The sequence below is a fragment of the Actinacidiphila rubida genome, assembly GCF_900110255.1.
Taxonomy (GTDB): domain Bacteria; phylum Actinomycetota; class Actinomycetes; order Streptomycetales; family Streptomycetaceae; genus Actinacidiphila; species Actinacidiphila rubida.
In genome coordinates this window covers 38,535-53,088 of the sequence record NZ_FODD01000019.1, presented here as the reverse complement: position 1 = coordinate 53,088, position 14,554 = coordinate 38,535, and the positions used below count along the sequence as shown (strand labels likewise).

The 14,554-nt window shown below is 73.8% G+C and carries 12 protein-coding genes; 4 read left to right on the top strand and 8 right to left on the bottom strand.

The features are described from left to right. Nucleotides 1–395: 395 nt before the first annotated feature. The gene (locus tag BMW99_RS19760; protein ID WP_069462727.1) at nt 396–1,454 is read left to right on the top strand and encodes a C40 family peptidase; all 1,059 of its coding nucleotides are present in this window, start codon (nt 396–398) and stop codon (nt 1,452–1,454) included. 12 nt (nt 1,455–1,466) lie between these two features. Here BMW99_RS19760 and BMW99_RS19755 read toward each other — a convergent pair whose 3' ends face one another. The 3 genes from BMW99_RS19755 to BMW99_RS19745 all read right to left on the bottom strand — a co-directional run bounded on the left by BMW99_RS19755 (nt 1,467) and on the right by BMW99_RS19745 (nt 5,047). After that, nucleotides 1,467–3,278 (bottom strand): FG-GAP repeat domain-containing protein, encoded by a 1,812-nt coding sequence (locus BMW99_RS19755; RefSeq protein ID WP_069462726.1) that lies wholly within the window; start codon nt 3,276–3,278, stop codon nt 1,467–1,469. A gap of 143 nt (nt 3,279–3,421) precedes the next feature. Further along, nucleotides 3,422–4,360, bottom strand: a complete 939-nt coding sequence (locus BMW99_RS19750; protein ID WP_069463513.1) for a transglutaminase-like domain-containing protein — start codon at nt 4,358–4,360, stop codon at nt 3,422–3,424. A 171-nt stretch (nt 4,361–4,531) separates the two neighbouring features. Further along, the gene (locus BMW99_RS19745; protein ID WP_069463514.1) at nt 4,532–5,047 is read right to left on the bottom strand and encodes a DUF2231 domain-containing protein; all 516 of its coding nucleotides are present in this window, start codon (nt 5,045–5,047) and stop codon (nt 4,532–4,534) included. A gap of 213 nt (nt 5,048–5,260) precedes the next feature. Here BMW99_RS19745 and BMW99_RS19740 point away from each other — a divergent pair, with 213 nt between their 5' ends. Next, nucleotides 5,261–5,575, top strand: coding sequence for a hypothetical protein (locus tag BMW99_RS19740; protein WP_069463515.1), 315 nt, complete (start codon nt 5,261–5,263; stop codon nt 5,573–5,575). Nucleotides 5,576–5,610: 35 nt separating this feature from the next. Here the strand turns inward: BMW99_RS19740 and BMW99_RS19735 are convergent, their stop codons facing one another. Both BMW99_RS19735 and BMW99_RS19730 read right to left on the bottom strand, forming a co-directional pair. After that, on the bottom strand, nt 5,611–6,288 hold the full coding sequence (locus BMW99_RS19735; RefSeq protein ID WP_069463516.1) for a LuxR C-terminal-related transcriptional regulator: 678 nt from the start codon (nt 6,286–6,288) through the stop codon (nt 5,611–5,613). Further along, nucleotides 6,285–7,580, bottom strand: a complete 1,296-nt coding sequence (locus BMW99_RS19730; RefSeq protein ID WP_069463517.1) for an ATP-binding protein — start codon at nt 7,578–7,580, stop codon at nt 6,285–6,287. The genes BMW99_RS19735 and BMW99_RS19730 overlap by 4 nt, the downstream gene beginning before the upstream one ends. A 156-nt stretch (nt 7,581–7,736) precedes the next feature. Here BMW99_RS19730 and BMW99_RS19725 point away from each other — a divergent pair, with 156 nt between their 5' ends. Then, nucleotides 7,737–9,125, top strand: a complete 1,389-nt coding sequence (locus BMW99_RS19725; protein WP_079138405.1) for a PspC domain-containing protein — start codon at nt 7,737–7,739, stop codon at nt 9,123–9,125. Between the two features lie 168 nt (nt 9,126–9,293). On the opposite strand, the gene BMW99_RS19715 is transcribed toward BMW99_RS19725, so the two are convergent. Next, complete coding sequence (locus BMW99_RS19715; RefSeq protein ID WP_069463520.1) at nt 9,294–9,830, bottom strand: DoxX family protein; 537 nt, start codon at nt 9,828–9,830, stop codon at nt 9,294–9,296. Nucleotides 9,831–10,011: 181 nt separating this feature from the next. Beyond that, nucleotides 10,012–11,637: a glutamine-hydrolyzing GMP synthase gene (gene guaA / locus BMW99_RS19710; protein WP_075017246.1), complete on the bottom strand. Its 1,626-nt coding sequence runs from the start codon at nt 11,635–11,637 to the stop codon at nt 10,012–10,014. A gap of 288 nt (nt 11,638–11,925) precedes the next feature. On the opposite strand from guaA, the gene BMW99_RS19705 reads away from it, so the two are divergent. After that, nucleotides 11,926–12,240 carry a chorismate mutase gene (locus BMW99_RS19705; RefSeq protein WP_069464893.1) on the top strand — a complete coding sequence of 105 codons (315 nt, stop codon included), beginning with the start codon at nt 11,926–11,928 and terminating at the stop codon, nt 12,238–12,240. 421 nt (nt 12,241–12,661) lie between these two features. Here the strand turns inward: BMW99_RS19705 and BMW99_RS19700 are convergent, their stop codons facing one another. Beyond that, nucleotides 12,662–14,506, bottom strand: coding sequence for a GMC oxidoreductase (locus BMW99_RS19700; protein WP_069464891.1), 1,845 nt, complete (start codon nt 14,504–14,506; stop codon nt 12,662–12,664). Nucleotides 14,507–14,554: the final 48 nt, after the last annotated feature.

Genomic DNA, 14,554 nt, shown 5'->3' with positions numbered 1-14,554 from the left:
TCAGCGCACCCACCGCGCCGAACGTCGCGCGGTCCACCCGCTCCTCGTCGCGCTCGACGTGGACCGGGCCCAGGATCACGACCAGCACCGCCGGCTTGGCGCCGATCCTGGTGGGGCTGCGGGGCGCTTCGGTCAGGGCGGGTGCGAAAGCGGGCGGGTCACCCGTCGAACGGCGGTCGGTTCCGGTCGGGCCCGGCCGGAAGGGCACCAGTCCCGGTCCATCGCCCCCCTTCCCGCCCCGTCGAGGTTTAGCGTCGCTCGACAGGTGGCCGATCCCCCCGCCGTCCGACGCAGCGCCGTCGCCCGGCGGCCGGCCGCCTCCGCCGAGGTCCGGCGGCGTCCTGTTCCCCCGTGCAGGCGCCGCCGGACCCACCTCCGGAAGGAGTGACGGCCGCATGGCCTCACACAGTCGCCCGCCCAGACCCCGCGTCACCGTCTCCCGCGCCGCCTGCACCCTCGCCCTGGCCTCGGCCGCGTCGGTGTCCCTGTTCGGCGAGACCGGCAACGCACAGCCCCGGCTCACACCGGAGGAGGTCAAGGCCAAGGTGCAGACCCTGTACCAGGAGGCCGAGCGGGCGACCGAGCAGTACGACGGCGCCAAGCAGCAGGCGGACGCGGCGCAGAAGGCGCTGAACGGGCTGCAGGACGAGCTGGCGCGCAAGGCCGCCGCGCTCAACGCCACCCGGGACGCGCTCGGGACGGTCGCCGCGGCGCAGTACCGGTCGGGCTCCCTCGACCCGTCGCTGCAGCTCGTGCTCAGCTCGTCCCCGCAGGCCTACCTGGAACAGGCCGGGATGCTCGACCAGTTGGGGAACCGGCAGTCCGCGGCGCTGGACCGGCTGATCGCGCAGCAGCGCGGCATGGCCCAGACCCGGGCCGAGGCGGCCGGCCGGCTCGACGCCCTGCGGGCGGCGCAGTCCCGGCTCGCGGCCCGCAAGCAGACGGTGCAGCGCACCCTGGCCGCCGCGCAGGCGCTGCTCGCCCAGCTCAGTCCCGCGGACCGCGCGGCGGTGAACGCCGCCGACGGCCCGGACCAGAACAGCGCGTCCGCCGCGAACCGCTCCACCGTCCGCCCGCCGCTGACCGTCGCCGCGGGCGCGCCCTCGGCGCGCGCCGCCCAGGCCGTCGCGTTCGCCTACCGCGCGCTGGGCCTGCCCTACGTGTGGGGCGCCACCGGCCCCAACGCCTACGACTGCTCGGGGCTGACGCAGGCGGCGTGGCGGTCGGCCGGCGTGGCCCTGCCGCGCACCACCTACACCCAGATCAACGCCGGCACCCGGGTCCCGGAGTCCGGACTGCTCCCCGGGGACCTGGTGTTCTTCTACTCCGGCGTCAGCCACGTCGGCATCTACATCGGCGGCGGGCAGATGATCCACGCGCCGCACCCCGGCGCGCCGGTCCGGATCGCCCCCGTCTCGGAGATGCCCTTCGCGGGAGCGACCCGGCCCGGCTGAGCCGGCCGGCGGTCAGAACAGCGCGCTGTAGCCGTTCCAGCCGGCGGTGCCGATCTGGACGCGGGGCCTGAACGTGGCGGTGCCGGTGTGGCCGGAGCCGCTGTAGCGGTAGAGCTGCCCGCCGGCGGTCACGCCGACGAGGTCCGCGCGGCCGTCGCCGTCCAGGTCGCCGGGCGAGGCGAGCCTGGCGTAGATGTTCCAGCCCGCGCCGATGTCGATGCGCGGCTGGAACGGCGTGGGGCCGGAGCCCGTCCCCAGGTAGAGGTAGAGGTGGCCGTCGCCGCTGCGGGCCACGATGTCGGGGAGGCCGTCGCCGTTGATGTCCCCCGCTCCGGTCAGCGCGGTGTAACCGCCCCAGCCCGCGCCGACCTTGCCGCGGCCGTAGAACGTGCCGTCGCCCTTGCCGGTCATGATCCACAGCACGCCGCTCGCGTCGCGGGCCAGCAGGTCCGAGCGGCCGTCGCCGTTGAGGTCGCCGGGACCGAAGACGGTGGTGTACTGGCCCCACCCGGAGCTGGTGGCGGTGAAGCCCGGGGTGTCGTTGTAGAGGACGTTGTTGTAGATCTCCAGCAGCGGTTCCTCGTCCTTCTGGGACAGCGACACCGAGGTCAGGAGCCTGGAGCCCTTCCACTGGCCGGGGTCGCCCACCCGCAGCCGGGCGCTGACGCCGCCGGTGAAGCTGCCGTAGTAGTAGAAGAGGTCGCCGCCGGAGGTCTGGGCGTACAGGTCGTTCTTCCCCCACAGCGGCACGCTGCCCTGGCCGACGACCAGCAGGCTGTTCCAGCCCGTGCTGATGGCCCGCCGCGCGGTGAGGGTGCCGCTGGGACCGGAGACCGTCCCGGTGCCCTCGTAGTAGAAGAGGTCGCCGTTCTGCGCGCGGCCGAGGATGCCGCCGACGGCGCCGCTCTCGTCGCCGATGCCGACGAGCTGGTTGTAGAGGTTCCAGCCGGTGCCGATCTCCACCCGGGCCGACAGCGGGTCGGCCGCGGTCCCGTCGAGGGTGTACATCCACAGGTCGCCGGCGAGGTCGCGGGCGACCAGCGTCTCGTGGCCGGTCGCGCCGATGTCGCCGGCGCCGATCAGCTGGTCGTAGCCGCCGAAGCTGCTGCCGACCTTGACCCGCGCGGCGAACGGCGCGGTGGCGCTGCCGGTGCCCTTGTACAGGTACAGGTCGCCGGAGGGGGTGCGGGCGAGCAGGTCGCCGAAGCCGTCGCCGTCGATGTCGCCGACGGCCACGACCTTGTTGTAGGCGTTCCAGCCCTTGCCGGTCCACGTGGCCGTGCCGGTCGGGAACGCGGTGTGCGCCCACATCGACAGCAGGCCGGTGGTGGTCAGCGACAGGATCTCGGGGCCGGCGGACGCGCTGTCGAGATTGCCGGGCGTGAGGATGTCGCGGTACGTCGTGGGGCTCTGGCCGAGCGACTTCCAGCTGCCGGCGGCACTCGCCAGCTGGTGGACGGTGCCGTCGACCTCCTGCGTGAGGAAGTCCGCGAAGCCGTCGCCGTCCACGTCGTAGCGCGGGGTGGTCAGCGCGTCGGCCGCGGCCGCGGTGGACAGCGTCCGGGCGCGCCTGGGCAGGACGAAGGCGGGGCCCGGCGCGGCCGGGGCCTTGGCGTGCAGGACCCCGGGGTGCGGCGCGGCCGACGGCCGCGCGGCGGAGTACGGGGACGCGGCGTAGGGCGACGCGGTGTGCGGCGGCGCGGAGTCGGCGCGCGCGGTGCCGGCCGGACTCAGCGCGAGGGCGCACGCGGCGAGTACGCCCGCCGTGCAGGCCGCCGTCAGGCGGCGGCGCGCGCCCGACGGCGTGCGGGTGGAAGCGAGCACAATCCCCCCCAAAGGGTTGCGGTCATGCGCCGGGGCGCTGGGAAGTCGTGGGCGAGGGATGGGGCCGGTCTCCGGCGGGCGTCGCCCGGGCCGGGCGACGCGATTCTATCTCCGTGCGTCCGGCGGGAACCGGGCAGTTCGCGTCATCGCAGGGTCACGCGCGGGGACCCGTTGAAGAGGGTGAGGCTGGTGACGGTGCGCGGGGTGCGCAACTCGTCGCTCGTCACGAAGAGTTCGCGGGCCGCCTCGAACGGGACGTCGTCGGAGCTGATCAGCGCGGCCTGGTCGTAGAGCGCGAGGAGGTCGTCGGCGATCGCGCGGCCCGCCTCCTCGACGGCCGTCTCGGACGCGCTGCTTCCCCACACGTCCCACAGCAGCGTCTCGACCTTGTTGAGCGCGGCCACGTCGAGCCTGATGTTGCCGGCGACGAACCCGAGGCCGGTCAGTGCGGAGCCGGCCGGCGGCAGTCCGAAGGTCGCCGGGTCCGCGGCGCCGGACCGGATCGCCCGCCAGGCCCGGCCGGCCATCAGGAAGCGGTCGCGGGGGATGTCCAGCGGGTCGAAGTCCATCGGGTAGCGGACGGGTTCGAGGATCTGGGCGTCGGCGAGCAGCCAGCCGCGCCGGTCGTCCCAGTACTCGGTGACGACATGGTCGTAGTGGAAGCCGTCGGTGCCGAAGTAGTCGGCGAAGCCCGAGCGCAGCCGGGCCGGGACGCCCACGTGCCGCAGCATCGAGACGTGCAGCAGCGTGAAGTCCCGGCAGATGCCCACGAATCGCTCACCGTACGGGCGCGGGCAGGACAGCGGCTCCCCGCTGCGGGACGTGATCAGCCGCAGGATGTCGTCGACGTAGCGCGTCTCGGCGTCGTCGTGCATCCGCTGCTCGTCGACGGGGACGTCCCAGAATCCGGGCTCGACCCGGTGGATCATCAACTCCCGCACGATGCGGCCGAGTTCGCCGACGTCCCGGGGGAGGTCCGCGAACAGGCCGGCCATCTCCCCCGGATCGCTGAACGTGCTCTGCGCGGTGTAGAACGCGGCTGTCTCCGGCGCGAGTCGCGGCGTGGCGGCACTGGTCGTCATCGGTGCTCCCCCGTTGGCGGCCGTACGCCCCCACGGCCCGGCCCGGGACCACCGTGTCAAATTCGCCCGCGCGCTGTCCACCACGATGCACGACGCGGGCGCTACGGGGAGCCGCGGGGCGCCGCGGGAGCCGCCGCTACGGTCGCGCCACCGCGCGTCCGGCGGCCCGGGTCAGCGGGACGCCGGGGCGGACTGCGCGGTGCCCTGCCACGCGGCCTTCGCGCCGGACTCGCCTATCCGGTAGACGTCCACGACCGCGCCCGCGGCGACCACGACCGACAGGACCACCGCGGCGGCCCGGAACCAGCCGGCGGTCAGCAGCCCGGACGGCGCGGCACCGTCCCGCGCCGCGGCCGGCGCGGTCCGGCGCGCGGTCCACCACACGGCGGTGGCGACGAGGAAGAGCCCGGTCGCCCACGGCAGCAGGGTGTCGCCCAGCTCGGTGTGGCGCTCCAGCAGCGCACCGTGGCCCGCCCGCTTCTCCAGCCACTCCCCCGCGTGCGTGGTCACCGGCACCAGGGCGAGCGTCACCAGGGCCGTGACCGGCAGCACGACACCCATCCGCCGGGCCCAGGCCGGGCGCACCGCGGCGGCCACGACCGCCAGGGCGGTCAGCGGGACCAGCACCACCACGAAGTGGACGAAGAGGATGTGGGCCGGCAGCCCGTTGACGACGGTGGGACTCATTGCGGGAACTCCAGAGGATGATCGCGACGCCGGAACGGCGGGGTCCGCAGCCTGTCACGCCAACTTCTGCGTCCGCTCTGAACGCTCCGGCGCACTCCACCGGCGTCAGCGGTGCGTCAACCGTTAGGGGAAAGCGACCCGGCGGGCCGGTCGGCGGCGTAATGTCGACTGTCGCCCCGGGACGGGCGAGCCGAGACGACGGGAGATGCGACGATGCAAGCCCTGACGGCGAGTTGGGGAGCGTGGCTGGAGGCGTACGAGCAGCACTACAAGGCGCTGCCGGGCCGGGCGAACCACCGGCCGTGCCCCAGTTGCGGATCGGAGGACCTGCGGCTGACCTTCACCGGCCAGCCCGAGCAGCGCGTGGGATACGCGGCGTTCTGGTGCGACGGGTGCCTGGTCGGCATCCACCTCAGCCGCTGCCCCGTGCCGGAGGGCGTGCCGATGGAGTCGCTCGACACCCCCGTCGAGCAGCGCGCGGTCCGGGTGCCCAACTACACGCTGCTCTGGCCGGACGAGGAGCCCTAGGCTCCTGAGTGAGGACGGCGGCGGCCCGCACCGGCTCACACCAGGCGGCGGGCCGTCGCCCAGCGGGTCAGCTCGTGCCGGTTGGACAGCTGCAGCTTGCGCAGCACCGCCGAGACGTGCGACTCGACCGTCTTGACCGAGATGAACAGCTGCTTGGCGATCTCCTTGTACGCGTAGCCGCGGGCGATCAGCCGCAGCACCTCGCGCTCGCGCTGGGTCAGCCGGTCCAGGTCCTCGTCGACCGGCGGCGCGTCGGTCGAGGCGAACGCGTCGAGGACGAAGCCGGCCAGGCGCGGCGAGAACACCGCGTCGCCGTCCCGGACCCGGAAGATCGAGGTGACCAGGTCGGGGCCGGTGATGGTCTTGGTGACGTAGCCGCGCGCGCCGCCGCGGATGACGCCGATCACGTCCTCGGCCGCGTCCGACACCGACAGCGCCAGGAAGCGCACCGGGTGGTCCGGGTCCGCGGCGAGCGCCGCGCACCGCCGCAGCACCTCGACCCCGCCGCCGCCGGGCAGGTGCACGTCCAGCAGCACCACCTCGGGCCGGGTCGCGGTGACGACGGCGACCGCCTGGTCGACGTCCGCGGCCTCGCCGACGACCTCGACGCCCGTCTCCTCGGTGGCGCCGATCTCCGCCTGCACCCCGGTGCGGAACATCCGGTGGTCGTCGACGAGCACCACCCGTACCCGCCGCTGCTCCTCCGTGCTCATGCCGCCGCCGCCCTCTCCATCTCCAGCTCCACTTCGGTTCCCCCGCCGGGGGCGGGTCGCAGCCGGGCCTGGCCGCCGTTGCGCTCCATCCGCCCGATGATCGATTGTCGTACGCCCATGCGGTCCTCGGGGACCTGGTCGAGGTCGAAACCGGGGCCGTGGTCGCGGACCGAGACGAACACCCGGTCCTCCTCGACCTCGGCGTACACCTGCACCGCCTCGCCCGCCGAACCGCCACCGTACTTGGCCGCGTTGACCATCGCCTCGCGCGCGGCCTGCATCTGCGACACGAGTCGCTCGTCGAGCGCGCAGTCGCCGACGCACACCACCTCGACGGGCACGCCGTGCGCGTCCTCCACCTCGGCGGCCGCGGCCCGCACCGCCTCGGCGAGCGTGGTCGGCTCGTCGTCGCGGCCGGTGCCCTCGGGCCGGTACAGCCAGGCCCGCAGCTCCCGCTCCTGGGCCCGGGCCAGCCGGGCCACCTCGCGCGGGTCGTCGGCGTTGCGCTGGATCAGGGTCAGGGTGTGCAGCACCGAGTCGTGGACGTGGGCGGCGACCTCCGCGCGCTCCTGCGCGCGGATGCGCATCAACCGCTCCGCCGACAGGTCCTGCGTCAGCCGCACCAGGTAGGGGCCGGCGATCAGCGCGACGCCGACGAGCACCGCGAGGGCGGCCTGGAGGATGCCGCCGAGGTGGCTGCCGCTGCCGCGGACCACGATGAAGCCGGTGACGCCGGCGACCACCAGCACCACGCCGGCGGCGGCCCTGGCCAGCGGCCAGAACCGCTTGCCCTGGCTCATCTCCACCCAGCGGGCCTTGCGGGCGTTGTCCGCCTGCCGCCACACCAGGGCGACGCCCAGCGCGATGACCAGCAGCGGCCACACCGCGCGGTTCGCGGCGCCCAGGTTGAGGCTGTCGACCAGCACGCCGGTGCCGACCGCGAGCGCGATCAGCGCGATGACCTGGCCCTTGTCGGGACGTTTGCCGGCCAGCCAGGAGCGGGCGTCGCGCGGTTCCTTGGCCTCGGCGACACCGCCGACACCCAGTGGCACGAAGAACCAGAAGATGGCGTAGACGAGGATCCCGATGCCGTTGAACGCCGCGAGCACGATGAAGAAGACCCGCACCCACAGCACGGGCAGCCCGAGGTGCCCGGCCAGGCCGCGCGCCACGCCGCCGACCATGCGGCCCTCGGAGCTGCGGTAGAGCTTGCGCACTCCGCTGTCGCCGGGATCCGGCGGGGCGAGGAACGACGCTCCGGTCGCGCCGGAGGGCGGGCTGCTGGCTGGCATACCCCCGATCGTCACACACCGCACCCGCTCGCGGCATCAGGGTTGACCCCCCTGATCCGGGACGTGACCCAGGGCCCTCCCCCAGGGGACGGATCAGGGTCGGACCAGGGTCGGGGCCGGGTGCCGGGCGGGCGGCCGAACCGCCACCATGGTCGTATGACGGACCCCTCCCCCGGGCACGACGGCACACCGCCCCACGACCCCTCGCGTGCCGAGGGCGCCGCGGCGGGCGCGGGCACCTCCGCGGCAGCCGCCGCGGACGCGGCAGACACGGCGGACGCGGCAGACACGGCGGACGGCGACGGCGCCAAGCGGCTCCGCCTGTACCGCGGGCGCGACGGCGACAAGGTGATCGCGGGCGTGTGCCACGGCGCCGGCCGCTTCTTCGGCGTCGACCCGGTGATCTTCCGCGTGGTGCTCGTCGTGCTGGCGCTGACCGGTGGCATCGGCCTGATCGTCTACGGCATGGGCTGGCTGGTCATCCCGCAGGAGGGCGAGACGGAGAGCGAGGCGCACCGGCTGCTGTCCGGCCGGATCGAGGGCGCGCCGCTGACCGCGGTACTGATGGCGCTGGTCGGCTGCGGCCTGTACGCGTCCATGATCGGCAACGGCACCAACCAGGCGTTCTCGCTGCTGCTGCTCACCGGCACGGCGGCGGCCGTCTACTGGTCGCAGCAGCGCCGCCGGATGGCCGCCGCGGGCGAGGCGCCGCCGCAGAGCGAGGGCGGGGCGACACGGGCGGCGACCGCCGTTCCGGACGCGCCGCCCGCCGTGCAGGCGCCGCCGGAGCCCGGTGCCGCGCCCTCGTGGTGGCGGGAGCCGCTGACGAAGGAGCCGGCCTATCTGTGGGGTCCGGACGACGGCCCGTACGACGAGGACGACCGGGCGGCCTGGCGGGAGCGCCGGCGGCAGGTCAGGCGCGCGCACTCCTCGTGGGCGTTCTCCCTGGTCGTCCTCCTGCTCACGGTGACCGCGCTGGCGGCCGGCACGGGGGCGTCGTGGCCGTACCAGCCGACCGCGGTGAGCGCCGAGATCGGCCTGTCCGCGGCGCTCGGCGTGCTCGGCACGGCGTTCGTCGTCGCGTCGTTCGCGGGCCGGGCCCGCGGCGGCACCACGTTCTTCGCGGTGGTCATCCTCGCCGCGCTCATCGGCACGGCCACGCTCCCCAAGTCCGGTCAGGGCGTGGGCCGTACCACGTGGCAGCCGCTGACGGCGGCCGCGGTCCAGCCGTCGTACGAGCGCGGCGCGGGCACCGCCACCCTGGACCTGTCGCGGCTGGCGCTGGACGGCCGGACGGTCACCACCAAGGTGGAGATCGGCGCCGGCCAGGCGGAGCTGCGGCTGCCGCGCGACGCCGCGGTCAGCATCGACTACGACCTGGGGATCGGTGAGCTGGTGCTGCCCGGCAAAGTCAACGACGGGGTACAGGTCCACGGCGGGCAGCACGGGGTGCGCTCGCTCCCGGCGGAGCCGGGCACGATCCCGTCCGGCACGATCCGGCTGACGGTCACGGTGGGCGTCGGCCAGGTGAAGGTGGTGCGGTGATGCGCAGGCATCGGTTCGAGCCGGCGGCCCTGGTGATGGGCCTGGTGCTGATCGGTCTGACGGTGGCGTTCCTGCTGGACGCGGGCCAGGTGTGGGACCTGTCGGACACGCGCGAGACGGTGCCGGTGGCGGGCAGCGGCCTGGCGCTGGTCGCCGTCACCGCCGTCGTCACGCAGGCCGTTCGGTCGGTACGCGGTCGTCGTGCGCGCCGGCGGCGGACTGCGGGGGGACCCGGTTCGTTCCGCGACGGCGCTTCGTGATCAGCGCGTCGAGCGACAGGTAGGGCGCCCCGGCCAGCACCAGCGGCAACCAGGCCATCAGGTAGACGAGGTCGTTGCCGTAGTAGTACGGCGTGGTGGACCAGCTGACGGTCAGCCACAGGCTGAGCGAGATCAGCGCGCCGCCGGTGGCCGCGACCCGGCCGAGCAGCCCGGCCAGGGTGCCGAGGCCGGCGGCGAGCTCGCCGAACGCGATCGCGTAGCCGAAGCCGTGCGGCGCCTTGAGGGCCAGGTCGATCATCCCCGGGATCGCGGCCGTGCCGTGCGCCCCGTGCAGGATCTGCACCAGGGAGCCGTTGGCCGAGTCGGTGAAGAAGGTGTCGCTGGTCAGCTTGTCCAGCCCGGCGTAGACGAACGTCACGCCGAGGAAGATCCGCAACGGCAGCAGTGCGTAGCGTCGCGCGGTGTCCCGCCACAGGTCCAGCATCTCTTCCACCTCTCTCACCGCGCGCACCCGGGAAGGAACGGTTCTCCGGGTGCGCGCGGACGGCTGCGTCGCCGAGCTATACGTACACCCGCGGCCGGTGACTCACGGGGTACGCGGAAAAAAAACCGGGCCCGGAGCCGTGGCGGCTCCGGGCCCGGTGCGGCGCGTCACGCGCCCCGGGTCACTCCCACTCGATGGTGCCCGGGGGCTTGCTCGTCACGTCGAGGACCACGCGGTTGACGTCGCTGACCTCGTTGGTGATACGGGTGGAGATCCGGGCCAGCACGTCGTACGGCAGGCGGGACCAGTCCGCGGTCATGGCGTCCTCGGAGGACACCGGGCGCAGCACCACCGGGTGGCCGTAGGTGCGGCCGTCGCCCTGGACGCCCACGCTGCGGACGTCGGCCAGCAGCACCACGGGGCACTGCCAGATCTCGCGGTCCAGACCGGCTGCGGTCAGCTCCTCGCGGGCGATGGCGTCGGCCTCGCGCAGCAGGTCCAGGCGCTCCCTGGTGACCTCGCCGACGATGCGGATGCCGAGGCCGGGGCCGGGGAACGGTTGCCGCTGGACGATCTCCTCCGGCAGGCCCAGTTCCTGGCCGACCATCCGCACCTCGTCCTTGAACAGCTTGCGCAGCGGCTCGACGAGCTGGAACTGCAGGTCCTCGGGGAGGCCGCCGACGTTGTGGTGCGACTTGATGTTGGCGGTGCCGGTGCCGCCGCCGGACTCCACGACGTCCGGGTACAGCGTGCCCTGCACCAGGAACTCCACCGGTGCGCCGGTCACGCCGGCCTCGGCGACGATCTCGGCCTGCGCCTGCTCGAAGACCCGGATGAACTCCCGGCCGATGATCTTGCGCTTCTCCTCGGGGTCGGACACCCCGGCGAGCGCGGCGAGGAAGCGCTCGGAGGCGTCCACGACCTTCAGCTGCACGCCGGTCGCGGCCACGAAGTCCTTCTCGACCTGCTCGGTCTCGCCCTTGCGCATCAGCCCGTGGTCGACGTACACGCAGGTCAGCTGGTCACCGATGGCCTTCTGCACGAGGGCCGCGGCGACCGCGGAGTCCACGCCGCCGGACAGGCCGCAGATCGCCCGCTTGTCGCCGACCTGCTCGCGGATCAGCGCGATCTGCTCGTCCACCACGTTGGACGTGGTCCAGGACGGCGCGATGCCGGCGCCGCGGTACAGGAAGTGCTCGAGGATCTGCTGGCCGTGCGTGGAGTGCAGCACCTCGGGGTGGTACTGGACGCCGTACAGCCTCGCGGCGTCGTTCTCGAAGGCGGCGACCGGGACCACGTCGGTGGACGCGGTGACGGCGAAGCCCTCGGGCGCGGCCGAGCACGCGTCGCCGTGCGACATCCACACGGACTGCTCGGCGGGGGTGCCCTCGAAGAGGGTCGAGCCGGGCCGGCTGACGCTCAGCGCGGTGCGGCCGTACTCGCGGGCGCCGGTGTTGTCGACGGTGCCGCCGAGCGCGGTGGCCATCAGCTGGAAGCCGTAGCACATGCCGAAGACCGGGACGCCGGCCTCGAAGATCGCGCGGTCCAGGCTCGGGGCGCCCTCGGCGTAGACCGAGGAGGGCCCGCCGGACAGGATGATCGCCGCCGGGTTCTTCGCCAGCATCTCCGCGACCGGCATGGTCGAGGGCACGATCTCGCTGTACACCCGGGCCTCGCGCACGCGGCGCGCGATGAGCTGCGCGTACTGGGCGCCGAAGTCGACGACGAGCACCACGTCCGCGGTGCTGTCGGAGGTGTCGGTGTTCCCGGCGCTGTGGTCGGGGGCGGCTGGGGTCGCTGATGCCACGTGCGGCCTTCCGGCGGAGTGTGCAGGGGGTCGGGGCCTGCCGGCCCTGCCTCCGAGTCTACCGTCGGCGCGGCGGCGGCTTGCGCGGCCGCCGGGTAGGTGGTCCATACTGCTCGCATGAACCCGCGCACCTTCGCGTTTACCTATGGCACCGGCTGGTCCGGCTGCCATGGTCGCGTTGCGTGAGCTACTGACGAGCGACTTCACAGGCGCCCCGGGCCACTCGGCCCGGGGCGCCTGTCGCGTTCGGGGCCGCGTCCCGGGGCCGGCAGCCCCGAGGAGCAGACCATGACCGAGAACACCACGACGGGAAACGTCACCGGCGCCACCGGCACGGGGAGCGGCGCCACCGCACCCACGGCGGACGCGCTGATCGCCACCCGGCGGCAGCGCATCGACGACCTGGACGCGCGGATCATCGCGCTCGTCCAGGAGCGGATGAGCGTGTCCGGCGAGATCCAGGCCGCCCGGATCGGCTCCGGCGGCCGGCGGGTGCACCTGGCCCGCGAACTGGAGGTGCTGCGCACGTACGGCGGGGCGCTGGGCCGCCCGGGGACGGCCGTGGCGATGACGCTGCTCGAACTGTGCCGCGGCAGCGTCTGAGGGCGCCCGTTCGGGCGGCATCACCCGAACGGCACGTGACCGGTGGTCCGCGGGTTCGTTGGAGGTGGTGTCCGTGCCAGCCAGGGGCGGTCAGCCAGCACCACGCGTGGAGTGAACACCGTCCAGACGCAGCTGGGCGGGGTGTGACCGATGCGATGATGCGGCCGCAGTCGTGCGGCCGCTGTGGGACCTCGCGTCGGTGCGAGTGACCGGACGGCAGGGGACAGCAGCCCGGTCACGACTCAAACAGGCGGTCGGCTCCCAGGGACGCTTGGGACCGGCCGCTCTGCGAAGGACACATTACCGCGTGTTCGCGACGTTCCGGACGTGACCGACTGTTTCATGACGTTCCCGGCGTTCGGGTCGGCCCTGTCGTCAGGAGCGTTCGGGTCGTTCGGGTCGTTCACATCATTCACGGCGTTCAGGACGTCCCTGACGCCGTCGCGGCGCTCTCCCCGCCGGACTCCCCCGCTGTGTCCGCCTTCCTGGGCGGCACCGCCGGCACCGGCAGCAGCAGCGCGCCGAACGCCTCGGCGGGAACCGCGGGCGTGTGCGGTGCGACCGCGGGCAGCCTCCGGTAACCCTCGCCCTGGGCCGGACGCGGGTCCTCCTCGCCCTTGTTGGGCCACAGCGACATCGCCCGCTCCGCCTGCGCCGTGATCGTCAGCGACGGGTTGACGCCGAGGTTCGCCGAGACCGCGGCGCCGTCCACGACGTGGATGCCCGGGTGCCCGTAGAGCCGGTGGTAGGGGTCGATGACGCCGTGCTCGGCGTCCTCGCCGATCGGGCAGCCGCCCAGGAAGTGGGCGGTGAGCGGGCGGGCGGTGGCCTCGCCGATGTTGCTGCCCGGGAAGCCGCCGATCTCCTCGGCGATCAGCCGGGCCGCCTCCGCGCCTTCCGGGATGTGCACGGGATTGGGCGCGCCGTGGCCCTGCCGCGCGGTGAGCAGCCCCTTGCCCGGGCCCTTCGGCTTCCGGAACGTGGTCAGCGAGTTGTCGCTGGTCTGCATGACCAGGCCGATGATGGTCCGCTCCGACCAGCGGTAGGTGATCATCGACCGGCAGGCCAGCACCGGGTGGCGCAGGTTGTTGCCCAGGAACTCCAGCCAGCGCGGCACCCGGCCGCGGTAGGGCGCGGCGAGCGTGGACAGCGAGCCCATGGAGTTCGAGCCGCGGCCGTAGCGGACCGGCTCGATGTGGGTGTGGTCGTTGGGGTGCACCGACGAGGTGATGGCGACGCCCCGGGTGAAGTCCAGGGCGGTGCCGGGGTGGCGCTTGCGGTAGCGGCCGGGCGAGGTCTGCGCGCCCACCAGGGCCTCGGAGTTGGTGCGGGTCAGCTCGCCGAGGCGGGCCGAGATCGCGGGCAGCCCGCCGCTGTCGCGCATCGCGTGCAGCAGCGTCTGCGTGCCGTAGGTGCCGGCCGCCACGACCACCTGCCGGGCCCGCAGGTCCGTGCGCGGACCCTTCTTGCGCTGGTCGGTGGGGACGGTGGTGACGCGGTAGCCGCCGGCCGGGTCCTCGCCGAGCGCGACCACCGTCGTCAGCGGATGGACGGTGGCGCCGGCCTGCCGGGCCAGGTGGAGGTAGTTCTCGTTGAGGGTGTTCTTCGCGCCGTGCCGGCAGCCGGTCATGCACTCGCCGCACTCGGTGCAGGCCCGGCGGGACGGCCCGGCCCCGCCGAAGTACGGGTCGGGCACCTCGTCGCCGGGCGCGGCCGCCGACTCGCCGCGGGCGTCCTTGCCGTCGCCGAAGAAGACCCCGACCGGCGCCATGTGGAAGGAGTCGCCGACGCCCATCTTCTCGGCGGCCGCCCGGAGATGGACGTCGGAGGGGGTGAGCGTGGGGTTCAGCCGCACCCCGAGCATGCGCTGCGCCTGGTCGTAGTACGGCGCCAACTCCTCCTGCCAGTCGGTGATGTGGCCCCACTGGCGGTCCTGGAAGAACGCCGGGGGCGGTACGTACAGGGTGTTGGCGTAGTTCAGGGAGCCGCCGCCGACCCCGGCGCCGGCGAGCACCAGGACGTTGCCGAGCACGTGGATGCGCTGGATCCCGTAGAGGCCGAGCGAGGGCGCCCACAGGTAGTTGCGCAGGTCCCAGGAGCTCTTGGGCAGGTCGTCGCGCGCGAACTGCCGCCCGGCCTCCAGCACTCCGACCCGGTAGCCCTTCTCGGACAGCCGCAGCGCCGAGACCGAGCCGCCGAAACCGGAGCCGATGACGACCACGTCGTAGTCGTAACCGTCGTCCTGTGCCACGAGTTCCTCCGGGATGAGGGGAGTTGACGGAGAGGGGGGCCTTCTGTCCGGCGGGTCGGCGGG